General features: G+C 64.3%; 24 protein-coding genes. 12 read left to right on the forward strand and 12 right to left on the reverse strand.

All coding sequences use genetic code 11. The features are described 5' to 3' along the window. Nucleotides 1-44: 44 nt before the first annotated feature. Genes ASH04_RS04605 through ychF form a run of 3 tightly spaced genes read left to right on the forward strand, consistent with a single transcriptional unit; the run spans nt 45 to nt 2,802 of the window. A complete protein-coding gene (locus ASH04_RS04605; protein WP_156394454.1) occupies nt 45-881 on the forward strand; it encodes a helix-turn-helix transcriptional regulator in 837 nt (278 codons plus the stop codon). A gap of 34 nt (nt 882-915) precedes the next feature. After that, a complete protein-coding gene (locus ASH04_RS04610) occupies nt 916-1,710 on the forward strand; it encodes a TIGR03620 family F420-dependent LLM class oxidoreductase (protein WP_057472815.1) in 795 nt (264 codons plus the stop codon). A gap of 12 nt (nt 1,711-1,722) precedes the next feature. Further along, nucleotides 1,723-2,802, forward strand: coding sequence for a redox-regulated ATPase YchF (gene ychF / locus ASH04_RS04615; RefSeq protein ID WP_027498119.1), 1,080 nt, complete (start codon nt 1,723-1,725; stop codon nt 2,800-2,802). Between the two features lie 22 nt (nt 2,803-2,824). Here the strand turns inward: ychF and ASH04_RS04620 are convergent, their stop codons facing one another. Then, complete coding sequence (locus ASH04_RS04620) at nt 2,825-3,115, reverse strand: hypothetical protein (protein WP_052073673.1); 291 nt, start codon at nt 3,113-3,115, stop codon at nt 2,825-2,827. A 315-nt stretch (nt 3,116-3,430) separates the two neighbouring features. Here ASH04_RS04620 and ASH04_RS04625 point away from each other — a divergent pair, with 315 nt between their 5' ends. Beyond that, entirely contained in the window at nt 3,431-4,048 is a 618-nt protein-coding gene (locus ASH04_RS04625; RefSeq protein WP_027498114.1) for an O-methyltransferase, read from the forward strand. Nucleotides 4,049-4,073: 25 nt separating this feature from the next. On the opposite strand, the gene ASH04_RS04630 is transcribed toward ASH04_RS04625, so the two are convergent. The 4 genes from ASH04_RS04630 to ASH04_RS04645 form a co-directional block, all read right to left on the reverse strand. Further along, nucleotides 4,074-5,081 carry a polysaccharide pyruvyl transferase family protein gene (locus ASH04_RS04630; RefSeq protein WP_057472816.1) on the reverse strand — a complete coding sequence of 336 codons (1,008 nt, stop codon included), beginning with the start codon at nt 5,079-5,081 and terminating at the stop codon, nt 4,074-4,076. Continuing rightward, entirely contained in the window at nt 5,078-5,980 is a 903-nt protein-coding gene (locus ASH04_RS04635; protein ID WP_057472817.1) for a glycosyltransferase family 2 protein, read from the reverse strand. The genes ASH04_RS04630 and ASH04_RS04635 overlap by 4 nt, the downstream gene beginning before the upstream one ends. 137 nt (nt 5,981-6,117) lie before the next feature. After that, entirely contained in the window at nt 6,118-7,287 is a 1,170-nt protein-coding gene (locus ASH04_RS04640; RefSeq protein ID WP_057472818.1) for a winged helix DNA-binding domain-containing protein, read from the reverse strand. A gap of 4 nt (nt 7,288-7,291) precedes the next feature. Then, entirely contained in the window at nt 7,292-8,059 is a 768-nt protein-coding gene (locus ASH04_RS04645) for a metallophosphoesterase family protein (RefSeq protein WP_057472819.1), read from the reverse strand. Between the two features lie 170 nt (nt 8,060-8,229). Here ASH04_RS04645 and ASH04_RS04650 point away from each other — a divergent pair, with 170 nt between their 5' ends. Next, nucleotides 8,230-9,576 (forward strand): MFS transporter, encoded by a 1,347-nt coding sequence (locus tag ASH04_RS04650; protein WP_057472820.1) that lies wholly within the window; start codon nt 8,230-8,232, stop codon nt 9,574-9,576. 50 nt (nt 9,577-9,626) lie between these two features. On the opposite strand, the gene ASH04_RS04655 is transcribed toward ASH04_RS04650, so the two are convergent. Together ASH04_RS04655 and ASH04_RS04660 are read right to left on the reverse strand one after the other, a co-directional pair. Further along, complete coding sequence (locus tag ASH04_RS04655; RefSeq protein ID WP_057472821.1) at nt 9,627-10,187, reverse strand: DUF2716 domain-containing protein; 561 nt, start codon at nt 10,185-10,187, stop codon at nt 9,627-9,629. A gap of 35 nt (nt 10,188-10,222) precedes the next feature. Next, the gene (locus ASH04_RS04660; protein WP_057472822.1) at nt 10,223-11,596 is read right to left on the reverse strand and encodes an FAD-binding oxidoreductase; all 1,374 of its coding nucleotides are present in this window, start codon (nt 11,594-11,596) and stop codon (nt 10,223-10,225) included. Nucleotides 11,597-11,667: 71 nt separating this feature from the next. On the opposite strand from ASH04_RS04660, the gene ASH04_RS04665 reads away from it, so the two are divergent. Together ASH04_RS04665 and ASH04_RS04670 are read left to right on the forward strand one after the other, a co-directional pair. Then, nucleotides 11,668-13,407, forward strand: a complete 1,740-nt coding sequence (locus ASH04_RS04665; protein WP_032365484.1) for a helix-turn-helix domain-containing protein — start codon at nt 11,668-11,670, stop codon at nt 13,405-13,407. A 59-nt stretch (nt 13,408-13,466) separates the two neighbouring features. Continuing rightward, nucleotides 13,467-14,006, forward strand: coding sequence for a hypothetical protein (locus ASH04_RS04670; RefSeq protein WP_057472823.1), 540 nt, complete (start codon nt 13,467-13,469; stop codon nt 14,004-14,006). 6 nt (nt 14,007-14,012) lie between these two features. On the opposite strand, the gene ASH04_RS04675 is transcribed toward ASH04_RS04670, so the two are convergent. Then, complete coding sequence (locus ASH04_RS04675; RefSeq protein ID WP_057472824.1) at nt 14,013-14,972, reverse strand: SDR family NAD(P)-dependent oxidoreductase; 960 nt, start codon at nt 14,970-14,972, stop codon at nt 14,013-14,015. 71 nt (nt 14,973-15,043) lie between these two features. Here ASH04_RS04675 and ASH04_RS04680 point away from each other — a divergent pair, with 71 nt between their 5' ends. The 3 genes from ASH04_RS04680 (at nt 15,044) to ASH04_RS04690 (ending at nt 18,400) form a co-directional block, all read left to right on the forward strand. Then, nucleotides 15,044-16,957 carry an alpha-amylase family protein gene (locus ASH04_RS04680; protein ID WP_057472825.1) on the forward strand — a complete coding sequence of 638 codons (1,914 nt, stop codon included), beginning with the start codon at nt 15,044-15,046 and terminating at the stop codon, nt 16,955-16,957. 75 nt (nt 16,958-17,032) lie between these two features. Further along, nucleotides 17,033-17,986, forward strand: coding sequence for an alpha/beta hydrolase (locus tag ASH04_RS04685; RefSeq protein ID WP_032369664.1), 954 nt, complete (start codon nt 17,033-17,035; stop codon nt 17,984-17,986). 54 nt (nt 17,987-18,040) lie between these two features. After that, nucleotides 18,041-18,400, forward strand: coding sequence for a VOC family protein (locus ASH04_RS04690; protein ID WP_032365346.1), 360 nt, complete (start codon nt 18,041-18,043; stop codon nt 18,398-18,400). A gap of 6 nt (nt 18,401-18,406) precedes the next feature. Here the strand turns inward: ASH04_RS04690 and ASH04_RS04695 are convergent, their stop codons facing one another. Both ASH04_RS04695 and ASH04_RS04700 read right to left on the reverse strand, forming a co-directional pair. Continuing rightward, nucleotides 18,407-19,279, reverse strand: a complete 873-nt coding sequence (locus tag ASH04_RS04695; protein ID WP_057472826.1) for a PE-PPE domain-containing protein — start codon at nt 19,277-19,279, stop codon at nt 18,407-18,409. Between the two features lie 73 nt (nt 19,280-19,352). After that, on the reverse strand, nt 19,353-20,732 hold the full coding sequence (locus tag ASH04_RS04700; RefSeq protein WP_057472827.1) for a WS/DGAT domain-containing protein: 1,380 nt from the start codon (nt 20,730-20,732) through the stop codon (nt 19,353-19,355). 193 nt (nt 20,733-20,925) lie between these two features. On the opposite strand from ASH04_RS04700, the gene ASH04_RS04705 reads away from it, so the two are divergent. Next, on the forward strand, nt 20,926-22,296 hold the full coding sequence (locus ASH04_RS04705) for a sialidase family protein (protein ID WP_057472828.1): 1,371 nt from the start codon (nt 20,926-20,928) through the stop codon (nt 22,294-22,296). Nucleotides 22,297-22,358: 62 nt separating this feature from the next. Here the strand turns inward: ASH04_RS04705 and ASH04_RS04710 are convergent, their stop codons facing one another. Both ASH04_RS04710 and ASH04_RS04715 read right to left on the reverse strand, forming a co-directional pair. Next, complete coding sequence (locus tag ASH04_RS04710) at nt 22,359-23,180, reverse strand: hypothetical protein (protein WP_057472829.1); 822 nt, start codon at nt 23,178-23,180, stop codon at nt 22,359-22,361. A gap of 123 nt (nt 23,181-23,303) precedes the next feature. Beyond that, nucleotides 23,304-23,882, reverse strand: coding sequence for a TerD family protein (locus ASH04_RS04715; RefSeq protein WP_057472830.1), 579 nt, complete (start codon nt 23,880-23,882; stop codon nt 23,304-23,306). Nucleotides 23,883-24,107: 225 nt separating this feature from the next. Between ASH04_RS04715 and ASH04_RS04720 the strand changes: the two genes are divergently transcribed. Next, on the forward strand, nt 24,108-24,857 hold the full coding sequence (locus ASH04_RS04720) for a DUF1906 domain-containing protein (RefSeq protein WP_057472831.1): 750 nt from the start codon (nt 24,108-24,110) through the stop codon (nt 24,855-24,857). The last annotated feature ends 24 nt before the right edge of the window (nt 24,858-24,881 follow it).

The raw sequence follows: 24,881 nt of genomic DNA on the forward strand, positions 1-24,881 counted from the left end.
TCATGACCAGGTTGGCCATCGCTCGCGTGGCTACTGTGGATTTCGTGAACAACGACAGGTCGGCGCTGAGCGCGTTTCTGCGTGATCGACGCGACCGCATCACTCCAGCCGAGGCGGGAGTACCGACCTATCCCGGTGCGCGACGGGTCCCGGGCCTGCGGCGAGAAGAGCTCGCAGCGCTGGCCGGAGTGAGTCCGGATTACTACAGCAAGCTCGAACAGGGTCGCCAGGCCAACGTCTCACCCGAGGTGCTGCGGGCAATTGCTCGGGCGTTGAAACTCGACCGGGTGGAGTCCGCGCATCTGCTCGATCTCGCATCTCCGGCTGTGCCGGTCGGCAGCGCCCCGGAGCGACCGGATCCGGGATTACTCCAGGTGATGCGGGCGCTCGATCACGTGCCGGTGTTACTGCTCGGGCGCTCGGGAACCATCCTGGCCAGCAATGCGCTGGTTCGTGCGGTGTTGAGTCTGCAGTCGTCCGCAGAGGATTCGCTGTTCCACTATTTGTTCCGCAATCCCATTGCGCGCGAGCGAATCGTCAATTGGTCGCAGTTCGCGGCGGCCTCGGTTGCGGCACTGCGCCGCGAGCTTGCCCGACGGCCAGGGGATTCGGAGTTGAATGCGCTGATCGACGAATTGCGTTCGTCCGAGCCGTGTTTCGAGCAATGGTGGAGCGATCACGAGGTCGCCGAATTCGCAGGTGCAACCAAGATCATTCAGCACCCGGCGGCGGGCACCCTGCAATTCGGGATCGAGTTTCTGACCTCGCCGAGCGCACAGGATCAAAGTCTGATCGTCTATACCGTCGAGGAAGAATCGAGCACCGCGAAAGTCCTGCCGATCCTGGCGAGCTGGGACCCGAATTCGGCGATCACCTCTTGACCTGAACAACGCTTCAGGTTCTAGCGTCGCAGCCATGGACACATTGGGGCTCGGCTCAATCGGCATTTCCATCGACGTGTCATCGTCGTATCTCGATGAGGCACGCGCGTTGGAATCACTCGGATTCACCTCGTTCTGGCTGCCGGGCGGGCAGCTCGATCGGCTCGGCAGGCTGGCCGATCTGATCCACGCGACCGAGACCGCCACCGTCGTTCCGGGGATCGTGCCGGTCGATGTGTACTCACCTGCACAGACCGGAACACTGTTCGACGAGCTCTCGGACACCGGTCGATTCGTCCTCGGTCTCGGTGGGCCGCAGAGTGCTCGACCTCTCGCTGAGTTGCATAGGTACCTCGACGAACTCGCGGTACCAGCGGATCAGACGCTGCTCGCGGCGCTCGGGCCGAAGAAGTTGGAGATGGCTCGCGACCGCGCGGCCGGCGCGATCGGGTTGCTCGTGACGCCCGAGTGGACGTCGCACGCGCGCGGTGCGCTCGGTGTGTCGACGTTGGTGGTCGACCAGTTCGTCGTGGTCGAGTCTGATCCGGATCGAGCACGCGCTGCAGCTCGGGAGCCGCTGAGCTTCCTCGCAACCGTTCCCGGCTATCGGCAGAACTTCCTCCGCATGGGGTTCACCGACGCGGATGTCGAGGATCTCAGCGACCGTCTGGTCGACGACCTGGTGGTGTGGGGGAGTGTCGACGACATCGCCGAGCGGGTGGCCGCTCACCACGCTGCCGGCGCGGATCACGTAGTTCTGGCGCCACTCGGCGCATCGAGTATCGACGCTGGCCGGGCACTGTCCGAGTTGGCCGTGCCGTCAAAGTAGACTCCATAGACCGTGAGCCTCACCCTCGGAATCGTCGGACTGCCCAACGTCGGCAAGTCCACTCTCTTCAATGCACTGACCAACAACGATGTGCTGGCCGCGAACTATCCGTTCGCGACCATCGAGCCCAACGTCGGCGTGGTCGCGCTGCCCGACCCTCGGCTCGAGAAGCTTGCCGAGGTGTTCGGTTCGGAGAAGCTCGTGCCCGCGCTGGTGTCGTTCGTCGACATCGCCGGCATCGTCAAGGGTGCGTCCGAGGGCGCAGGCCTGGGCAACAAGTTCCTCGCCAACATTCGTGAGGCCGACGCCATCTGCCAGGTCGTTCGCGTTTTTGCCGACGACGACGTGGTGCACGTCGACGGTCGCGTCGACCCCACCGCGGATATCGAGGTCATCGAGACCGAACTCGCGATCGCCGATCTGCAGACCCTCGAGAAGGCGATCCCGCGCCTCGAGAAAGAGGTGCGGATCAAGAAGGACCGCAAGCCGGCGCTCGATGCGGCTCTGGCCGCGCAGGCCGTTCTGAACGACGGCAAGACGCTGTTCTCGGCGAAGGCCAAGCTGGACTTCGAGTTGTTGGGTGAATTCCAGCTGCTCACAACCAAGCCGTTCTTGTACGTGTTCAACGCCGACGAGTCGGTGCTGACCGACGACGCGAAGATCGGCGAGCTCGCCCGCCTCGTCGCGCCCGCCGACGCGGTGTTCCTCGACGCGAAGATCGAGTCGGAATTGCTCGAACTCGACAAGGAATCGGCAGCCGAGTTGCTCGAATCCGTCGGTCAGACCGAGCCCGGTCTCGACGCGTTGGCGCGCGCCGGCTTCCACACCCTGGGCTTGCAGACCTACCTCACCGCAGGCCCGAAAGAGGCCCGCGCGTGGACAATTCACCAGGGCGACACCGCACCCCAGGCCGCAGGCGTCATTCACACCGACTTCGAGCGCGGCTTCATCAAGGCCGAAATCGTGTCCTTCGACGACCTCGTCGCCGCAGGTTCGATGGCCTCGGCCAAAGCCGCGGGCAAGGTGCGCATCGAGGGCAAGGACTACGTGATGTCCGACGGCGACGTGGTGGAGTTCCGCTTCAACGTCTGACGGCCGTCGATCCGCAGATCGCCTACGGTCCGGGTGACCAATAGCCGCCACCGTTCGCGCCGTCGGAGACGCAGAACATGTCGAATCCGTCCGGCGAGACCGCAATCCCTCTCGCTGCGGGGTCGCATTCCGACCCTGGCTCCGCATTGCCGTCGATGATCGGTGCCGACTGCACCCAATGCGCGCGAGTCGACCCTGCATAGGTGCACTTCAGGAACGTGCCATCGGCGGAGGTTCCGTGATTGTCGACGCCCGGATCGCATGGTCCGTCCACCTCGGGCAGTGAGGCGGAGGGGGCCTCGGTCGCGTCCACAGTGGTCTCGACCGGAGTCGGTGGCTCCGTAGTGGGAGGAACCGTGAAGAGTGCGGTAGCCGGTAAGGAGTACGGAAAAATTGTCTCGACGGATGCTGGCGTGCTTTGGCGTGAGAGATCCGAAACCGTATACGACAGTAGCGACCGCGAGCAGTTCGATCACTCCGATTGCCAAGCCCGCGATGGCAATTCCACGAACGGAAAGTCATTTGGTGCGAACGCTACAGACATCGGTGTCGGCCAGGTGGCAGTTGTCGTCTGCGCGCACGATCGACCGTCGGCTACGCTCCGAAGCAGTCGAACAGGAGGACATGGATGGGCCTGGAATACCTCGAGTCGTTGGTGCATCGAACCGCCACAGCGGGGGAGCCTTTCGAGCGTGGAGCCGACGAATCGGAACTCGGATACCTATCGGCACTGGCCGCAAGGCCAGGCACGAAGTCGATCTGCGAGGTCGGGTTCAATGCGGGCTTCTCGAGTTGGGCGTTCCTCGAGGCTTCTCCCGACGTGACCGTCGTATCCTTCGATCTGGCCGCATACGCGTACAGCGATGCCGCGAAAGCCCATGTCGACGAACACTTCCCGGGCCGACACACCCTGATCCAGGGAGATTCGCACACCACCATCAAGGCTTATGCCGAGCAACACCCGGACGCGCGCTTCGATGTCATCTTCATCGACGGTGACCATTCTGTGGAAGGTGCCCGCGCAGACCTCGACGATCTTCGTGCGCTCGCCACCCCGGAATCGGTTGTCATCATGGACGACATCACGCCGTGGCTCTGGTTCGGCGAAGGTCCGACGCAGGCCTGGCAAGAGGCAGTCGACGCGGGTCGGATCCTGCACACCAACTACTTTCGCGACGGCGAACCCGTCGACGCGGTGACTCCTCCCGCCGCGCGTGCCTGGGCCGAGGGCCGTTACCCCTTCTGAAAACGGACGGGGTGTCGACCAGCGTTCATCGTCGACTGTCGGACACGGCCTGCCGAACCATGTCGGCGGCGGCGTCGGGTGTCGCTGCGAACTGAACGTTGTCGAACCGGTGCAGGTAGGCGTCGTAGATGCCGGATACCTTCCTGTTCGCGTTGTCCATCGCCACGACGCGCTTGCCCATCATCGCGGCCAATACGGCCGCATGCAGCCTATCGGTGAGCACGACGGGCGCCAGATTCAGAATGCGCTGCGCCACACGGAGGTTGAGCTTCGCTGTCTGCTCGTACGAGCGAACGAGAGCGGGGTACAGCAGGCGATTCGCTTTGGGGAAGTTGTATGCGATTCGGGTCGGCAGCGTCACCACCGTCGAGATCGCCAGATCCCTTCCGTGCAGACCCCAGTCGTACTGGACGGACGACGCGTCGACGTTCACCGAAGCATGACCGAGGCTTTCGGAATCGTCGCGCACGAGTTTCACGACGTCCACTGCAGAGCCTTCGGCGCTGTGTGCGATCTCGGCACCGAAAGCCATGTCCGGACAGTATTCGACGCGGTTGTTCGGGAAATGGGCGAGCGCCAGCTCGTACGAACGCTGTTCACGCAGCATGAGGGTGAGGTCCGGGTGCTGTGCGTAGAGGGCCGCGGTCCTGTGCATGGCGTCGGCGTCGGAGTAGTCGATGCTTTGGGGCAGGCACACGATCTTGTTGCGAGGAAACCGCGCAACGATTGCTTCACGAAATTTCTGGTCCATCGGCCAGCGGTCACCGAAATTTCCTCCGCCCTGCAGAAACAGGGTCCCATCACCGACTCGTTGTTCGAGCAGATCGTGGTTGTGGGTGAACGGATCGGACACGTAGTCGACGTGCACGTCCAACCGCTTCAGGTACTCGACCTCACCGGCGTAGATGAGCGAGTCACCGGCATTGAAGTGATTCGGAAAGTCCAAGTGAGCCACCCGATCTCCGGGTTTGGCATGCTGCCGCAGGACGGCCATGGTCTCTTCGCGTATCGCGTCGACTATCTCGTATGTCATCGGGGACTCCGTCGCAGGCCGCGGCCGAGCGCGGCCACCCGAATTCGGAGTGCGCCGTAGTGGATTCCGATGTAGTGGGCCCACAGACCGCTGGGCATCGGTCGTAGTACCTTCGGCAACCACGGATTGCGAATTGTCGCGAGATACAAGATCGCCGCAGTGTGCGCGGGAATCCGGGCAAGTGACGACGGATGAGGGCAGCCCGCAGCACGGTGCTTGGTCGACAGTTGGTACGACGTGCGTCCGTACGCGCGGCCTTGCAAGAACGATCGACGAACCGTAGTTCTGATGCGGTAGGCGACCGACGCATCCGCGGCATGTCCGAGAGTGAATCCTGCTTGCTGAAGCCTCCATGAGTAGTCGACGTCTTCGGCACCGCCCACGAGGTCTTCGTCGAAGCCTCCGACCTCGTCGAAGACGCGCCTCCACAGCGCGAAATTGCTTCCCGGGGCATACGGCAGGTAGGCGGTGGGAAACAGGGTGCCGTTCGGCGGGTTGTCTCGCCACGCCGTCACCTCGGGCGGATTGAGGGAATCGTGTTCGATTGCGCCGCCCACGGCGTCGTAGCTGTCGAGTGCGCGCACCATGGAAGTCAGCCACGTCGGAGAAGCGACGTCGTCGTGGTCGACGAAGGCGATGATGTCGCCCCGCGCGGCTTCCACGCCAAGGTTGCGGGCGTAGGAGACGCCACGCTTGGCGGAGGCGTCGACGATGCGCATCGTCAGAGGTAGAGACAGTTCTTCGAGATGTGAGCGGAGGCCGTCGGTCGAGCCGTTGTCGCTGACGATGAGCTCGACATCGCCTGTGTAGTCCTGCGCAGCAAGCGCGTGGAGCTGCTCGTTCAGTTCGGGCAAACCGTTGTACACGGGGAGGACGATGGAAACCAGACTGATAGGCACGTTGTGACCCTACAACGAAATCCGGGTGCTGTTTGGTTAGGCATCCCAACCGTAGGAGTGGGGATCACATAGCTCGAAGGGTTGTGTGGCACCGCCATTTACACACACAGTTCGACTGTCACCTCGGACCGATATGGCTACGACTTTCCGCGCAGTCTCTTCTCCAACGGCGTCGGAAACGACGGGACCACCGCGGTACCGTCGAGCAGGGCGGTGATCCGGTCAGCCTCTGCTGCAACCTCTTTCGACGCCGCAGGCCCGACGTCCTCGAGTACTTCCGTGACCACCGAACCATTGGAATCCACGGCCCATCCGCCGACGATGCGCCCCTCCCACCAGATGGTCGGACCGATATTTCCGAAGGTATCGAACAGCGGGGCCTTGTGTTCGCCGAGATACCAGTGTCGGTGCTTCCACCCCATCGGCGTGGGGTCCAGGGCGGGAAGCAGCATCGCCCGAGGCGGGGGATCCTGGAACACTGTGTCGGTCAACATGATTCCGTCACCCTCGGCCAGTTCGACGGCCACGGTGTCGAGTTCGGCGACCGCTCCACGGGTCTGCGTCTTGTTCCATCCCGTCCACCATTGCAGGTCGTCCAAGGTCGCCGGTCCGAACACGTCGAGCCAGCGCCGGGCCACATCGGCTCGGGCGGAGGGCTCGTCCAACTCGGGAATCCCGTTGGGCCACCACTGATCGATCGGTGCCCAGGCATGTCGGCGCGACGTCCACGCGCCGCGCGGCTCGACCCGCACCAGCTTCCCCTCCGCGGCCATCATCACCAAGACTTCGGAGGTGACATAGCGTTTGACGTCGTACACCTTGTCCGTGGTCGGCAGCAGAGCGGTCTTGAGTCCGGGTACTGCTGCGGACAGCTCCGCCCCGGTCGCCGTACCCATCGAGCGCAAGACGGCATCGGTCTCGGCTTCGGTTGCTGCGAGCCAGGATTCGACGTCGTCGATCACCGGTTCGGTCGGCAGCGTCGACACCTGCTTGATCAACCGGGTTCGCATCGTGCGGGCAACTCCGAGGCTGGCGGCAGCGTGGATCATCGGAACGTCGTCGTGCGCGACGACGAACATCGTGCGACGCATCGCCATCAAGCGAACCAAGCTACGGCGTTCGTACATCGCGTCACGAACGTCCGACAGTCCCAGCGATCGAGCGCGCGCAAGCACGGAGAGATACACGGTCGCGGGATCGGTGGCATGCAGTGCGAGCAACGACGACACCACGGATTCCGCACTCGGGGCGTCGGACAAGTGCTGCGCCACGAGCCGCTGTCGCCGCTGGACGTCGGTGATCTTCACGGGCTCAGTGTGACTGCTCGCGTGGCGCGGGACCGACGAAACCGGTGAGAAGCGCGTCGGCGATATCGGTCATTCCGTGCGCGCGGGCATCGTCGGCGGCACCGATGTGGTCGTACTCGACGCGCTCGAACGACACCGTCCAGCTGCCCGTGCTGTGATCGTCCAGCACTGCGTATCGGGCGTGTGGAGACCCCGATTCCATGACGTGGGGGTAGGGCTGATCGTCGTCGTACGCGGGCGCGCCGACGCTGCCCGGATTCACGACGAGCGTGCCGCTGGGGAGTGTCCACTGGCGCTGCAGATGGGTGTGGCCGCAGGCGATGACAGATCGGTCCGTGAAACCTGCTGCCCTTTCGATGATTTCGACCTCGGTTGCCTCGCGAGAGCCGTGAGGGTCCACCGAGTGCAGGAAGTACTGCTGATCATCGGTGGGTGTTCCGTGTACTGCGAGGATTCCGTTACCCAGCTCCAGCGAGAACGGGAGCGAACCCAGCCAACGTCGATGCTCGTCGTCGAGTCGATCGTGGGCATGCCGATCCCAACTGCCCATTGAATCGGGCTCCTGCTCGAGGAGGTAGCGATCGTGATTGCCGGCGATGGTGGGGAAACCCAGTGCCATCAATCGATCCGCAGTTCGGCGCGGATGCAGTCCGCCGGAGAGCAGATCGCCGAGGTTCACCACGGAATCGACGCGTTGCCGTTCGATGTCTTCGAGGACGGCGTCGAGCGCCGCGATGTTGCCGTGAATATCGGCAATGAGAGCTACTCGCACAAGCACAGGATCGCAGCGTGGGCATTCGACTGCAACACGGCAACCCTCGTCGAGCGTTGGAGACTTCGCCCTCGTATCTCCGTCTTCGATGGGTGGTTTCTCCATAGACCCTTGCCTGATGGTTCCCTAGTGTGGTCCAAGTCACTTCCGTTCGATGGAAAGCCGAGCCCATGCCTGCAATCACGACGAAGCCCGAGATCGAAACCAGGGTGGTCAAGAAGGTCGCTCGACGCATCATTCCGTTCCTCGGGGTGGCCTACTTCGTCAACTATCTCGATCGCACCAACATCGGGCTGGCCAAGCTCACGATGAGCGACGAGCTGGGGCTCACCGAGACGATGTTCGGATTGGCGTCCGGGCTGTTCTTCATCGGCTATTTGCTGTTCGAGGTGCCGAGCAACCTGGCCCTGCACAAGTTCGGCGCGCGCCGCTGGATTGCACGCATCATGGTCTCGTGGGGAATCGTGGCCGCCGCCATGGCATTCGTACCCACAGCGGGCTGGCTGTACGGACTCCGCATCGTTCTCGGCATCGCCGAGGCCGGCTTCTTCCCCGGTGTCCTGCTGTACATGACGATGTGGTTCCCGCGGGCCTATCGAGTTCGGCTGATGGGCCTGTTCATGTTGGCTCTGCCGGTCTCCTCGGCGCTGGGTGCGCCTCTGTCGAGCGCGATCATTCAGTACTGGGACGGACTGTTCGGACTCTCCGGTTGGCGCGTGATGTTCTTGTTCGAGGGCCTCCCGGCAATCGTTCTCGGGGTGATCACCTGGTTCTACCTGACCGATCGGCCGTCGCAGGCCACATGGCTGGACGACGACGAGAAGAGTTGGTTGACAGCGGAATTGGAGTCCGAGGGGTCGTCGAAGAGCGCGCACATCACCGGCTCGGTCAAGCGGGCTCTCACCGACGCACGGGTATGGATGCTCGGACTGGTGTACTTCGGGATCACCTACGGCCTGTATTCGCTGAGCTTCTTCCTACCCAGCATCGTCGCCGGTTTCAAGAAGACGTTCGATGCCAACTTCTCCCTCGTGACAACTGGGCTGATCGTCGCGGTTCCGTTCGCGGTGGGTGCCCTCGCCATGGTGTTGTGGAGCAGGCATTCGGACCGGACGGGTGAGCGCACCTGGCATGTCGCGATCCCCACGTTGATCGGCGCGGTCTCCATACCATTTGCGCTGTACATGGATTCGCCGTTCACCACGATGATCGCCGTGACGGTCAACGCAGTCGGAGTGTTCTGCGCGCTGCCGGTGTTCTGGTACCTGCCCAGTGCATTCCTCACCGGGGCAGGCGCGGCCGCGGGCATTGCGATCATCAACTCGGTGGGCAACCTGTCCGGCTTCGGCGCGCCGTACGTGACGGGCTGGCTACTCGACGCGACAGGGAACGCCCGCGCCGGACTGTGGGTCGTCGGCGGCGTCATGATGGTGGCCGTCGGGCTGGTGCTCGCGCTGCACCGTCGCACGGTGGGTGACAGCACGAGCAGTGATGCGGGAGCGCCGGTCTCGCACTGACGACCGAGTGGATCCGGAGCGGCAAGTCGTCTCGACGCCGAGCGGATCGGCTATCGATCCGCGACCCGTCGCCCGTCGACCCGGATCGTGGGGAGCCACGTCGCCAAGGTGCGCCCGAGGGTGGCGACCATGCGCGGTCCGAAGACACACAAGGTGCGTTCCCACGGGTGACCGAAGGTCCCCTCGGTGAATTCGTCGCGGGCGAAGATGTAGTAGTCGCCGTCCGGGTAGACGGGTACCCGCCACTCGGCGTTCTCGGCCGCATCGGCGTGCGCTTGGGCATCGAAGTTGTAGCAGGGGTGTTGCCAGTCCAGGACCACAAACGTGGGGTCATCCGCAAATTCGGTGACGAAGCAGCGCAGGGCTTCCGCATTGACTGCGTCGACTCTCGCAGACCACGAGGCCATCGTGCGTACGGTGTCTGCGTCGAGGTCGAATGTCATCGACGGGGCAGGCTCAGCAATGGCCGGCCACGAGTCAGGTTTGGTCCCGGGCCGAAACCCGAACTTTTTGTCGAACAGCGACCAATGCTCCGATGTCACGCTTCGGTCGAGTTCGGTCCACCCGATGGGCAACGCAGAGCCGAAGTCCATGGTCAGCTTGCTAGTCATAGGTCCATCGTCCCAGGGCTTGGGAGGCTGCGATCTCAGGGTGCGAATACCTTGCCCGGGTTCAGGATTCCGTGCGGATCGAGTGCTTTTTTCACTGCGCGGTGCATGTCCAGCACAACTGGGTCCAGCTCCTGTGCCAGTCCGTCCATCTTGAGCAGTCCCACGCCGTGTTCGCCGGTGACAGTGCCTCCGAGTTCCAGTGCAGCGTCGATGATCTCGGCGAAGGCGGCCTGCGCGCGCTCGCGCGCCGGGATGTCGTCGTGCGGGGTGATGAGCAACGGATGCAGGTTTCCGTCGCCCGCATGGGCGATGTTGGCGATCGTCGTCTCGTATCGTAGGCCGATCTGTTCGATACGCGACAGCATGTCGGGCACATGCTTCTTCGGCACACAGACGTCCTCGGTCAATACCGGTCCGAGTCGCTCCATCGCGGGATACGCCAACCGCCGAGCAGAGAACAGGGCGTCGGCCTCCTCCTGATCGGTCGATACCGCAGACCAGGTGGCTCCGGCCTCGTCGAAGCACGTCAGCATCTTCTCGGCCTGCTGGTCTCCGATGAGCCCTGGATCGTCGATCCGACCGAGCAACACCACATTGGCCTCGACCGACAGGCCCATGTTCTTCCAGGCGTCGACGGCGATGAGGCACTGCTTGTCGATCAGCTCGAGCGCGGACGGCGTCAATCCGGCGGCGGCCACTGCGGCCACGGCACGTCCGGCATCGACGATGCTGTCGAAGTAGCCGGCGACGGTGCGTTGTGGATCCTGCAGCGGGCGCAACTTGACCGTGATCTCGGTGATGATTCCGAGAGTTCCTTCGGATCCGACCATCAGACCCGCAAGATCGTATCCAGCAACGCCTTTCGCGGTCTTACGCCCGAGTCGTACCAATTCTCCGGTACCGGTGACGATCTGCATTCCCATGACGTAGTCGCGGGTGACGCCGTACTTGACGCAGCACAGCCCACCGGCGTTGGTGGCCACGTTGCCGCCGATCGTCGACCACGGCGCACTGGCTGGATCCGGCGGATACCACAGGCCCTGCTCTGCGACGGCTGCTCTGAGGTGATCGTTGACGACTCCGGGTTCGACGACGGCATAACGCTCGAGTACGTCGATCTCCTTGATGGTGTCCATCCCGTCGAGCGCGAGCACGACGCAGCCTTCGGTGGCGTTGGCTCCGCCGGACAAGCCGGTGCCCGCCCCGCGAGTGACGATCGGCGTTCCGTGGGCGAGACAGGCTCGTACGACGGTCTGCACCTCCTCGGCGGTACGAGGACGCACGACGGCAACGGGCAGCGAATACGGGGCCCACTCCGCCTCGTCGTGCTGGTAGGAGGCGATGACGTCCGGGTCGACCACGATGCGATCGGTGGGCAAGGCCTCGGACAGTTGTTCGACGAGGGTCATGTTCTCGACTCTAGCTGTGAGCTGGGTCTCGGCCAATGTAGGTTCTCTCTATGTCCGCGGAGAAGTCATGGATGGAACTTCTGCTCGACGACGCGTCGATCGATCGTCTCGAGGAGCACCGGAAGGCATTTCCAGGTGCCGAAGCGCACGCAGCTCTCCGGCTACGCGCCCTGCTGGATCAGCGACGTCAACGCAGCACGGAGTTGGCGGCACTCAACGACATCGCGGTGCGACTGACGACGGTGCGCGACAACCGTGCTCTTCTCCAAGAGGTCGTCGATCAGGCACGCAGGCTTCTCGGTGTCGACCTCGCCTACATGGGGTCCGTACAGGGAGACGAGTTCGTCATCGACGTCACCAGCGGAGCCCTGACTCCTAGGCTCGTCGGTCTTCGGCTCGAACAGGATGCAGGGCTCGTCGGACTCATCGTGCGCAGTGCGTCGCCGTCGTGGACCCCCGACTACCAGAGCGAGCCGGCGTTCCAGCACATTACTGGTGCGGACAGCGCGGCCCGCTCGGAGAACATGCGCGGTCTGCTCGGCGTGCCGTTGCGGGTGGGCGATCGAGTGATCGGCGCACTGTTTGCATGCAAGCGCCAGGAACGCGACTTCGCAGACAGTGAGATCGCCCTGCTCTCGGCGCTGGCCGCGCACGCGGCCATCGCCATCGAGAACGTTCGGACCATCGACCGGCTCGAGACGCTGAATGCCGAATTATCCGAACGCACAGCCGAACTCGAACAGACACTGCAGTGGGACCGAACGTTGACCCAGGTGGTCCTGCGCGGCGGCGGCGTACGAACACTGGTGCGCGAGATTGCTGTATTGACCGAGCGTCCGGCGTACTTCGTTCCGGATGCCGCTGCGGTTCCCGCGGCACTGGCGGTCCACTCGGCGGAGGTCGACGAACTGCTACGCATGTGTGGCGACGGCAAGGACACCGTGTCGACGCCGTCGATGACGGCTCATCGGGTGGCCGCAGCCGGTCAATTCCTCGGCGCGCTGATCTCGATCGGACCGGACGATGCCAGGACGCGTCTGCTGCTCGACCGAGCCGCGCCTGCAGTTGCCCTGTCACTTGCCGAGGAGCGAGCCGCCGCCGATTCCGCGCGGCGCGCCCAGGATGCGTTCCTGGTGGACCTGCTCTCGCACCCGGCGTCCACTCCGGATGCCGAACGGCGACAACTCCATTTGGCCGGACTTGCCCCCGACATGTCCTACTGTGTAGCCGTCGCGCAGGGTGCGTCGAGAACCAAGCTCGGCCGATTCCCGACAGGATCTGTTGTCGCGGAGCAAGGTTCGAGCCTGATCGTGGTGGTGCCCGCGCGCGATTCGGCGACGGTCACACCGATGTTCCTCGCCGGCACCACCGTCGGAATCTCTGAGCCGAGCACCGGACCCGAGGCGCTGGCAAAGGGCTATCGGGAAGCTCGGCAGACCGTCGACGTGTTGGTCACCCTCGGCCGCGAGGGGGAAGCATGTTCGGCGCGGGGGCTGGGAATCTATCGAATTCTGCTCAGCCACTTGGCGCGTGAACATCTCGACGAACTCACGCAGGAAAAGTTGGGTCCGCTGTTGGCCGAGCAGAACAAGCGCGGGGTTCCGCTGATGGAGACACTCTCGACCTATCTGGCGCGTGGACGCCATCATTCGGCAACCGCGTCGGCTCTCGGGGTGCATGTCAACACGCTCTATCAACGACTCGACGCCATCGACCGTCTGATCGGAACGCACTGGCGCGACCCGGACAATGCTCTCGATCTTCAGGTCCTTATGCGGCTGCGCAGATCGGCCGACCTGCTGGGTCTGTGACGTCGATCGGGCTCTTCGGATCGGGGCCAGGCTCGCGGTGAGTCGGATAGCGTCGGGTCATGGCAGTCGACTTTTCGTGGTCTCAGTTTCTGTGGATAGTCTTCGTTTTCGTCGGCGTGCCGTCGACCTTCTGGGCGCTCCTTCTGTGGGCTCTGTTCTCGAGACTGAGAGAGGGGCCGGGGAAGGGATCTATGGGGCTGTGGGCCACCGGATCGATTGCTGTCGCAGCGGGTTTCGTCGCGTGTGCAGGGTGGCTGAGCTGGTCTGCCGACTACCGGGGCGAGTTCCGTGGACCGGGTCTCCCGGCCCCGAACGCGTTCCCGTCCTGGCAAGTAGCCGCGTGCGGGGCGACGGTGGTGTTGCTGTGCCTGCTTGCCGCGCATCTGTCGCGATGGGCGAATACCGGCGGACACGTCGCTGCGCTGGGTACGACCGCTGGGTTCTCGACGGCGTTCTGCATCGACGCGAGCACCGACGTCACCGGGCAGTCAGGTGTGGGCGTCATCCTGTGCATGCTGGGCTGGGGTACCAGCTTGACACTGCTGATACTCGTTCGGAACGTGGTCGGTGGGCGAAAGCGGCCGGCAGTCGAGCCGTAACTGACGTCAGATCTCGATTCCCGTTGCCTCGACCACATTCGCCCACAATGCATCTCGCACCCGCGCGGAATCTCCGCGCCAGGAGGGATAGTGCGTCGGCCGCGGCGCTCGGTCGTGCCAGAATGTGCCGGTGCTGGTCAACGCGGGATCGGCGGCCACGAGCCAGACGATGGTGTCGGCACCGTCGTCGGCGCTGCGCAGAATGGGCTTCATCACCGAATCGAACAGTGGCATGGAGCCGGTGACGCCCGGCGTGGACGCCCAGCCCGGGTGCATGCTGTGCACCACCGGATCGTCCTCGAGTGAAAAGCGTTCGGCCAGTTGCTCGGCCACCACCACCTGCATTCGTTTCGTTCTGGCGTACGCCGTCATGCCGGAGTACTTGCCGTTCTCGTACTCGAAGTCCGGGTTCTGCAGCGGCACCGCATACATGCCGCCGCTCGATACGAACACCACCCGCGATCCGGCGTCGAACAATTCTCTCAGTCCCACCGTCAGTGCTACCGGTCCGAGAACATGGGTGGCGAAAGCGGATTCGTGTCCCTGTGCCGACAACCGCCGCTCGTCCGGCATCACCCCGGCGCAGTGCACGAGTGCATGCACCGATGTCAGTTCGGACGCCAATGCCGCGATCAGGGCCGCCACCGAATCGAGATCGCTGATATCGCACTCACGCACCACGAGAGAGGCGTCGGGCACTTCGGTTCGGATGGCAGCAGCGGCGGCGTCGAGTCGCTCGGCCGATCGTCCGACCAGGTGCACCCGCGCTCCGAGGCGGGCGAGCTGCTTCGCGGTAGCTGCTCCCAACCCCGAGGATGCGCCGGTCACCACCATGTCGATGGGGGAGGCGAACGGTAACGGATCGGCGGCCCAGAATCGCCGACGCACCCTGGCACCGATTCGGGAGTAGCCGGGAACGACGGCTCTGTCGAGAATCGTGTCCACCGTGCGGCTCAGCAATGACATGCTGCGGCAGTACCCCAGGGAGTCGGGATGTATGCGCGTCGGCAGCGACTGCTCGATGCCATGATGAGTCCATGGCGCACACCACGGTCTCAGACGTCACCCGCGACATCCTCGCCGAACTGCCCGCCCATCGACGCGAGACGTTCGAGCTCCGCCTCGAACAGTGGTTTCCCGATCTGCACGACGCCGTCACGGCTGTCTACCCCGACCCTGATGCAGTGGCTGCCACGCTCGTGGAGATCGCCACCCGTGCGTACGCGGAACGGTCCGAGGATCTGCACAGACTCGATCAGCGTCGACTGCTCGAACCCGATTGGTTTCAGCAGCCGGACATGTTCGGCTACGCCTGCTATGTGGACCGTTACGGCGAGACGCTGCGCGGAGTCGGTGAACGACTGGATCATCTGACCGATCTGGGTGTCACCTACCTGCATCTGATGCCGTTGCTTCGACCGCGGCCGGGCGACAACGACGGCGGCTACGCAGTGATGGACTATCGCGCGGTGCGAGAAGATCTGGGCACCAACGAGGATCTGCGTACTCTCGCCGAGACTTTGCGCGGACGTGGTATCAGCATGGTGGTCGACCTGGTCCTCAATCACGTTGCTCGCGAACATGAATGGGCTGTCAAGGCGCGAGCCGGCGATCCCGTGTACCGCGACTATTTCTTGATCTACCCCGATCGGACGACCCCGAATTCCTACGAGCGCACCCTCCCCGAGGTATTTCCGGACTTCGCGCCGGGCAGCTTCACGTTCGACGACGAACTCGGCGAGTGGGTGTGGACCACGTTCAACGAGTGGCAGTGGGATCTGAACTGGGCCAATCCGGCTGTGCTGGAGGAGTTCGCGAGCATCGTGCTGCACCTGGCCAATCTCGGGGTGGAAGTGCTCCGCCTCGATGCGATCGCATTTCTGTGGAAGCGGCTCGGCACCAATTGCCAGAACCAGCCCGAAGTGCATGCGGTCACCCAGGCTCTCCGAGCGACCGCTCGCCTTGCCGCTCCGGCAACGCTCTTCAAGGCCGAAGCAATCGTCGGCCCACGCGATCTGTTGCCGTATCTGGGGCAGGGCAGACACACCGGGCGAGTATCGGACATCGCCTACCACAACTCGCTGATGGTGCAGGTCTGGTCGATGTTGGCGACGGGCAGTACGGCTTTGGCGCGTCATGCCCTGGCGTCGTTACCGCCCACGCCACCGAGTGGCACCTGGGTGACCTACGTGCGATGCCACGACGACATCGGCTGGGCCATCGACGACGGTGACGCAGCGTCGCTCGGACTGTCGGGTGCAGGCCATCGGCATTTTCTGGCCGACTGGTACTCCGGCGAGTTCGATGGTTCCTGGGCCGAAGGGCTTGTGTTCCAGTACAATCCGGACACCGGGGATCGCCGGATCAGTGGAACCGCAGCCGCGCTCACCGGTCTGGGCCCGGCCCGCCTGGATCCCGACGGCGCGTTCGGGCGAATCTTTCTGTCGCACGCCATCATTGCCGGATGGGGCGGCATTCCCGTCGTGTGGAGCGGTGACGAGCTCGGCTCCCCGGGAGACCCGAACTGGGCAGACGAACCAGCTCATGCCGAGGACAACAGATGGGTGCATCGACCCCGCGTCACCGACGCCGACCGCGCCGGCCGATTTCAGCAGGGGAGCGACGCCCAACGAGTGTTCGACGGCATCGCTCGCATCGCGAAGGTGCGCTCCGGTCTACCGATGTTGCACGCCGAGGCGCCGGTCGACGTCCAGACCGAATCCGACGACGGCCTGCTCGTGGTGCGCAGACGTCATCCCAGCGGCACCCTGGTGGGGCTCTACAACGTCACTTCTCAGCACCGCCCGTTCGCCCATGCGCAGTTGATCGAGCTCGGCATCCCGGCCCCCACCGAGGTGCTCTCGCAGCACGACCTGGCGGTCGACGGGAACGGATCGTTATGGCTGCCGCCGTACGCGGCCTGGTGGATCGTCGACAGCCCGTCGCGCTAGAGGACGCATTACCGTGACCGAGCTGTTACCCTCCCCGGGACGGTGGGGCTGGATACGAACAAGGGGACAATCTCGATGCGCGGTCGGTTACGAAGTACGGTGCTCGCTCTGGTAGCGGTCATGGTCGCCACGATGGCAACGGTGCTGATGGGGACCGGTGTGGCGAAAGCCGACTCCGAGCTGGTCTACGTCTACTCGCCGTCGATGGACAAGAACATCCCGATCAAGGTGCTCCGAGCTGCCGGTGGCGGCCCTGCACCCACGCTGTATCTGCTCGACGGGCTGCGTGCGCCCGAGGACAACAGCGGTTGGCTCATCGAAACAGACGTCGAGAGCTTCTTCGCCGACAAGCACGTCAACGTGGTCATTCCGTTCGGCGGCGGCGGAACCTTCTACTCGGACTGGCAGCGCGACGACCCCAAGCTCGGACGGGTGAAGTGGGAAACGTTCCTGACCCAGGAATTGCCGCCCTTCATGGCCGATCGTTTCGGTAGCGACAACGTCAACAACGCCGTGGCCGGCCTGTCGATGAGCGGCACCTCGGCACTGAACCTGGCGGCTCACCGGCCGGACTTCTACAAGGCGGTGGCGTCGTTCAGTGGCTACCCGACGGCCAGCAGCCCCGGATTCGCTCAGGGCATCTCGGTCGCCGTCGGCGAGATGGGCGGCAACGCGCGCAACATGTGGGGTACCTGGCCGTCGGCAGACTGGATCCGCAACGATCCGTCGCTCAATGTCGGCGCGTTGCGCAACACGGCAGTCTTCGTCTCCTCGGGTAGCGGCTCACCGGCGACGGACCCGGTGTTCAACCCGGCCAGCAGCCGCTTCGACCCCGTCAAGTTCGCGCAGATGGTGCCGCTCGAAACCGCCGCAGGCATGAGCAGTCGGGCATTCGTTCCGTTGTTGCAGGCCGCAGGCGGTCGACCCAACGTCAAGATCACCGGCACCGGCGTGCACTGGTGGAACCACTGGCAGCAGCATCTGCACGAGGCGTGGTTCGAGACCATTGCCCCGGCAGTCGGCGGTTGATCGGCAGCGAGTAATCGATAGTCCGACCCGGGTGATTCTCGCTACGATTCCGACATGAATGCACCCGTCATCGCCGTGGACTACACGGTTCTCGACTGTCCCGATCCGGCAACGCTCGCCCGGTTCTACAGCACGATCCTCGGCTGGGAACCGGTGCGCGACGACGGAGATTGGGTGGTCGTCCACGGTCCGGGCGAACTGCGGTTGGCCTTCCAGAAGGCCCCCGACTTCACTCCGGTCGACTGGCCGAACGACGGCATCAAGATTCACCTCGATTTCGTCGTCGACGAGATGGAACAGGCCCGCGACTTCGTCGTCGAGGCCGGAGCGACGTTGATCGACGACGCGCACGAGTCGTTCTGGGTGTACCGAGACCCGGTCGGCCACATCTTCTGTCTCTGCAAGCGAGACTGATCTGCGTTACGCGACCTGCGCGGCGGGCAGAGCTCGGCCGAGCCGCTGATCCTCTTGCTCGCCGAGCCAGCGGGCGAGAACCTGGCATCCGGTGAGGCCGTCTGCGTACGGCTCCGACGCGTAGGCGATGTGCCGACCGCCACCCGAGTTGGTCCACACCCATCGTCTCCAGCCGAGCGAGGTGGGTAGGTACCCGGACACCTCGGTGGCCGCGGTGCGGAGGCGTCGAACATCCTTCGCCCACTGGGCCGGTCGTAGGCGAGTGCGAGTCGCGTTCTGAAAGCTGTTGCTGCGCACGAGTAGCCAGAGCTCGCGCAACCAGGTCTTGGGCGTGCGGAACGACATCCAGCGCGTCAGGTCGGCGATGTCGCGAACGAGGCTGTCGTCGCTGGCGTTGCAGATCATGTCCGACGCGAGAGCTATCCAATGGGTGGGAATCGACTCCGGCAGAGCCGGCCCGGTTCCGGCAACCCCGCGACCGGTGCAGCCGGGCACCGCACCGGTCGGCTGCTGTGGATCCGAGACCAGACCGGCCGCGACGATGCGGCTGCCGTCGACGATTCCGTCGTGAACGAGGCCCAGTACTTCGCGAACGACCGTGGCTCCCTGCGAATATCCGATCAGAGCGAGAGGCCCAGTGGTGTTCTCGATCGCGCGACGCAGGCGACGAACTCCGAGTTCGGTGCTGTGCCGGTAGCTCAGTCCCCCGAACGCAACGGGCCCGTACGACGCCGGGTAGCCCACCCAGCGGCCGACGAAACGGTCGTCGAGTGCGCCGACGACACACGACAGGAGACCGGTGACGCGGGTCCGATGGTCGGCCGGACGCGATTCGCCGGTGCCGCCGACCGCGAGTACGGTTACCTGCTCCTGGTTCATGGTTACCGAGTGTGGCCGACGAACCTGAGCCGAACGCCCGACAAATGCTGAGAACTGTCTGGCATTGACGCGTTCAACTCAGCGCGGCACGTACGTCGTCGAGGCCATCGCGCAGAAGTATCTCGTAGCGATCCGGATCCGGTACGGCCGCTCGGTTGGACGTCACGCTGATCGCGACGGTGTCGCCGATACCGTGCACGCCGTGCGTGAGGCTCATGGCAGGGGAGAGGGCAGGGAACCCTGCCGTGAATCGAACGGGCCCGCCGCCGAGCGTGAGGTCCGCTGCACCGCGCGAAACACTGGAGACAACAGTGTTGCCCGTGACGGTCGGCGGCACCGCAGTCGGATCGAACTGAGCGACTCCCCACGCCGCCAGGAATGCCGGGACGTGGCGTTCTGTCTCGTTCTGAGATGCGCGGGCTGTCAACGACACCGGGTGACCTGCTCGCGCTCTGCGCTCGGCCAGGTCTGCGGCCACGAGTCGGCTGCGAGTCCGCAGGTCCGGTTCAGCCGAAAACAAGCCGACGCCGACGTTGCCGAAGTTGTTGCGTGCGCCCACTGCAGCCGTCCGTGCGACGGTGACCTCGGCTGCGAGATCGGCCGAAGCATCGTCCGAATCGCCGAGGAACCGTTGGAGTGCAACGGAAATGGCGGTCAGAGCAGTGACGGTGATCGAGGTGTCGGCGAACTGGAGAGCCGACTTGGGCAGCACGATCGTTCGCAGATCCGTCCGGTCCGTAGGCGCAACGTCGAGAGTCGTCAACGCGCGAGAACGTGCAGGAGGAGGGACCGAACCGGACGCGGTGTGTTCCTCCAATCGCAGTGCGTCGCGTCGCGCCCGAATGCCGGCGCGAGCCATGCGCACTACTCGCACAGGCAGAGTCAGAGCGGCGACGGCGGCGGTCAGGGGTGCGGGTGCCGCAGTCGGTGTAACGGGCCGAGAGGGCACGGAATGTGTACCGAACAGCTCGCGAGCAGTTCGGGCGGCCAGTGTTCCGTCCGCGGCTGCGTGCGACAGTTGCAGAACAGCAACAAGACTCGGCCCGTCACACGCAGGAGCACCCGATACGTTCGGATACAGGTGCAGATGCCATACCGTGTGTCGCGGGTCGACCTGACGCTCGAACGACGACGCGACGGCGTCGAGACACTCCTGCCACGTCCGGGGTTCGGGGTGAACGCTGATCGTGTCCGTGGCGGGGTCCATCGCAGTCCAGTGCGGACGCTCGAGACCGAACGGAACCTCTGTGATTCGCAGACTCAGCACCTCGATGGCTGCACTGCGAACGCGCAGCCGCCGCACCGTGGACTCCAGAGGTTCGCACGCTCCCTCGAAGCAGTACAGCAGAAACTGGTCACTGGGGACCTTCGACGCCATCCAGTACGCCTGCGCATCGACCGGGTGGAGACGCGCAGAGCCCGACAACAGAGTTTCGGCGATCGCACAGGGCACACCGGAAGCTTAGGGCGTGCATCGCCGGTCGACGGTCTCGAAACAGACCGGTTTCGTTCTGTGAGCTGTCACGACGTTCGGCCCAGGACTTCTGCATCGGCCTCGGCGTTTTCGGCGTGAATCGACGCTAGCCTGATCCAATGCACCACCGCGCCCCGATAACACGACGCCCGCGCCGCCGCGGGCGGGTGTCGTGACACCGCGGGTCGCGTCGGGATATCGAGCAGGGCTTCGCTTTTCGACCAACGCGGCAGCATCGGCCGACTACGCCACCGATATCTCCTACACCGAATACGGGTCGTCCGCCTGCACTCTCGGAACAGCCGCGGACAACACCGTCTTTCTCGCCCCGGCATACACCGTCGACGGCGTCGGAATTCTGCAGTCCTCCGATTTCGGACAATCCTGGCGAGCATCGGTGCCGGACGGCACGGTGAACACCGGCCGCCGAGCGCACATGTACTTCGACGATGCCGACGACCGGCTGTTTCTCACCGCCGGTCGCGTCGACTCGACACCGACGCGCATGTTTCGATCGGGCTTCGACCTCGGAATCAGCGACGACCGAGGTCAAACGTGGCGCTTCCGGAGGGTGGCATCCAAGGCGAGGACAGGTGCCAAGGTATTCGCCGGACCTCGGGTGTCCCAACCGGACGCGTCTCCCTCGTCTGCTCGCGTGACGTACCTGTCCGCTCCCACGCCGTTCGCCCTCCGGGTGCGACCGCTGATCAATGCCACTCGCCAGGTGATCTGGCGTTCGTACGACGGCGGGATCAAATGGGAGGTAGCCGGCGGGTTCGACATCGACCCGAAAAACATTCCGGGACTTCCCGGTACGGACTACGTCGCATTCGGCACCGGTATCGTCGGCCCGGACGGCACGGTCTACATCGGCGGCCGATACGGCCGTCGTTTCGCGGTCGCGGTCAGCCGCGACGAGGGTTTGACCTGGGATGTCCGCATAGTCCCCGGATCGGCGCTCGCCAAATATCACAACCCGTTGCACCTTCTGCTGCTCGCTTCCCGGTACCTACTGCCAGAGTCGGTCGCTGTCGACTGCGACGGCGCCCTGTACGCCCTGTGGCCGGACCGGGACGGATTGCTGCACGCTTCGTGGTCTTCCGACGGCGCGAACAGCTGGTCGAGACCCGTCGTGGTGTCCGCTCCTGGAGTGCGAGGTGCGCGGTTCGGTGCGATCACCGCCACCGGATCGGGGCGCGTCGGAATTTCGTATTACGGGCGTGAGGCCGGCCGCGCGTTCCACGGGTTCATCGCGCAGAGTCGCGACTTCCGCACTGCAGGACCGGTTTTCGTCGGTGGAAAGTACAACGAACCCGATGCTCCGCTGTTTCCGTACGGGTTCCGTCGAGGTTTCCCCGGCTCCGTTTTCAGGCGATCTCTCGACGAGATGGTGCGGGTCCGGTTCGCGCCCAACGGAGATCTCGTGACCGGAGCGGTCATGCAGATGCGCGGGCGGAACCGCTTGCGTCCCTGGGCCGCACGCGCGCGGCGCACCGAGATGCAGGCGGTTCTGGGTCGGCTCGGCCGCATCGATCGCTCCTGATGCAGCGAAAAGCCGTGCAGCGCAGAGCTGCACGGCTTTTCGATCGTTCGATTGGACCTGAGTCAGGCGACGTTCACCAGGCCGACCGTCGGGAAGAAGAAGCAACTCTTGTCCGAGCCGTCGATTGCCTTGTGGTTCACGGTGCCGAACACCGCGGCCAGAACGGTTCCCGATCCGGTTTGCACGGGGACAGCGCGTGCACCGGCAGCGGGCAACGCATTGAGTGCGTTGACCACGAGGGGCCGGGCCATGTCCTTCAACTCCGCCGGAATTCCGGAGTTGTCGAGGATCGACTGGGCCATGGTGGTGACCAGGCCGCCGAAGTCTGCGAAGCCGCCCTGCAGGGTGTTGACGTTGAACCACGCCACCTGCATGCCGGACTTGTCGGCCGAGTCGTTGACGATGCCGGCCGGAACGAATGCGAACATCGTCTCGCCCTTGTTCACCGCGTTGAGTTCGGGAACAGGGATCGAGGGCAGGCCGGGCAGAGTGGCGATCGGCGGCACGGTCAGCCGGGGCCACGGTCCGCCGGCACCACCGGCGACGCCCGGCACGATTCCGAGCGGCGCGCCCGGTGTGGCGGCGCAGTTGATCGCAGCGGTCGGGTAGAAGAACGGCGTGATGCCGAAGTCGGTGAGAGCCTTGTTGGCCGCGTCGAGGGCCGCGAAGGGGTCTGCGGAGGTGTTCTCGGCGACCGGGGTGCGTGAGTCGGCGATGGCATTCGCTGCGGCGAGCGAAGCACCGTCTTGCCCCTGCAATGCGGCGATCGCCCGGGCGAGCGGATCGGCGGGAGCCGGATCCGCTGCCGCAGTGGCGGGAACGGCGAGCAATGCCGCGCAGGAGAGCGCGAGCGCGCCCGCCAGACGGCTGAGGCGACGAGACATGTGTGACTCCTGTGACTTATGTGGCTGATGTTGCGTGTGCGCTGATATCACCACACATCATCTTGGCGTCACAAGCTCAGCTGTAGACCGTTGTGCAATCGAGACGGACTCGCGCACCCTGCGTCAGCCGACGTCGATGCCGAAATCGAGCACGATGCCCTCCAGGCCGGACGCGTAGCCCTGACCGATTGCGCGAAACTTCCATTCGGCACCGCGGCGGTACAACTCGCCGAAGACCATCGCAGTCTCGGTCGACGCGTCCTCGCTCAGATCGAAGCGCGCGAGTTCGCGGCCGTCGGACTTGTCGACCACACGAATGAAGGCGTTGACGACCTGACCGAAGTTCTGCCCCAGCGCGTCCGCGTTGTGAATCGATACCGGAAATGCAATGGAATCCACCTCGGGTGTCAGTGCTGCAAGGTCCACGTCGATGCTCTCGTCGTCTCCTTCGCCCTCGCCGGTGCGGTTGTCTCCGGTGTGCTCGATCGCGCCGTCGGGGGAGCGCAGGTTGTTGTAGAAGACGAAGTAGTTGTCGTTGAGCGCCTTCTTGTCGGTACCGAGGCCGATCGCGCTCGCGTCGAGGTCGAAGTCTCCGCCGGTGGTGGAGCGAACGTCCCAGCCCAGACCGACGGTGACCGCGGTCAAGTTCGGTGCTTCCTTCGTCAGCGAGACATTTCCGCCCTTGGCGAGTGTTACGCCCATATCCAACCACTCCTTCACGCGTCGTTCGTGCTTCGTCCTCCCCACCCTATTCATGACTGCGGGCGCGGTGCTCGAGTTGCATGTGTGAACGACGAGCCACGCGGGTGGGGTGTGAGCAGTGGGGCTGGCGGTGCACATGTGTTTGTGATGGGATACGACAAAACATCGAAAAGTAGCAGTGACGGCGCGTTTCGTTACGTAGGCGCGCCGTGGCAATCGAACGGCATGGGAGATTTTGTGCAGGTTTCGCGACGTGAACTGTTCAAGTACGCCGCGGCCGGCTCCGCAGCCGCCGTCGGCCTGGCTGCGTGGGGTTCGGCCACCGCTCATGCCGACGCGGGGCTGGGAACGCTCGTCGACTACGCGGGAGGCGTGCCGTCGGCGTCGGCCATCAAGAGCGCAGGCCATCTCGGAGCTGTCCGCTACGTCTCGGATCGGCGTCCCGACGCGACCTGGATGGTCGGCAAGCCGATGACCGCGTCGGAGGCGCAGTCCCTCACCGATGCCGGCCTAGAGGTGGTCTCGAACTACCAGTTCGGTAAGGGTGCCACCGCGGATTGGCGAGGTGGGTACGTTGCGGGCGTCAAGCATGCGAAACGTGGACTCGAGCTCCATCTGGCGGCCGGTGGCCCGTCCGATCGGCCGATCTACGCATCGATCGACGACAACCCGACAGCCGTCGAGTTCGCCACCCTCATCGCGCCGTACATCTTGGGCTGGCAGTCGGTGATCGGAGCGGAGAACACCGGTATCTACGCAAATTCTCCGACCATCGAATTGGCGTCCGTCGCAGGACTGGGCCAGTGGTATTGGCAGCACAATTGGGGGACCCCGAAGGGGTTCGTACATCCCGAAGCGCACATTCACCAGATTCGTATCGACAAGGACACGGTGGGTGGAGTGAAAGTGGATATCAACAATGTCTTGAAGTCCGATTACGGCCAGTGGTCGAAATCCGGTGCCGACATCGTCTGAATACCATCCGTGTAATTCGGTGGT

It is taken from the genome of Rhodococcus sp. Leaf233 (assembly GCF_001426165.1).
In the GTDB taxonomy this organism is placed as follows: Bacteria; Actinomycetota; Actinomycetes; order Mycobacteriales; family Mycobacteriaceae; genus Rhodococcoides; species Rhodococcoides fascians.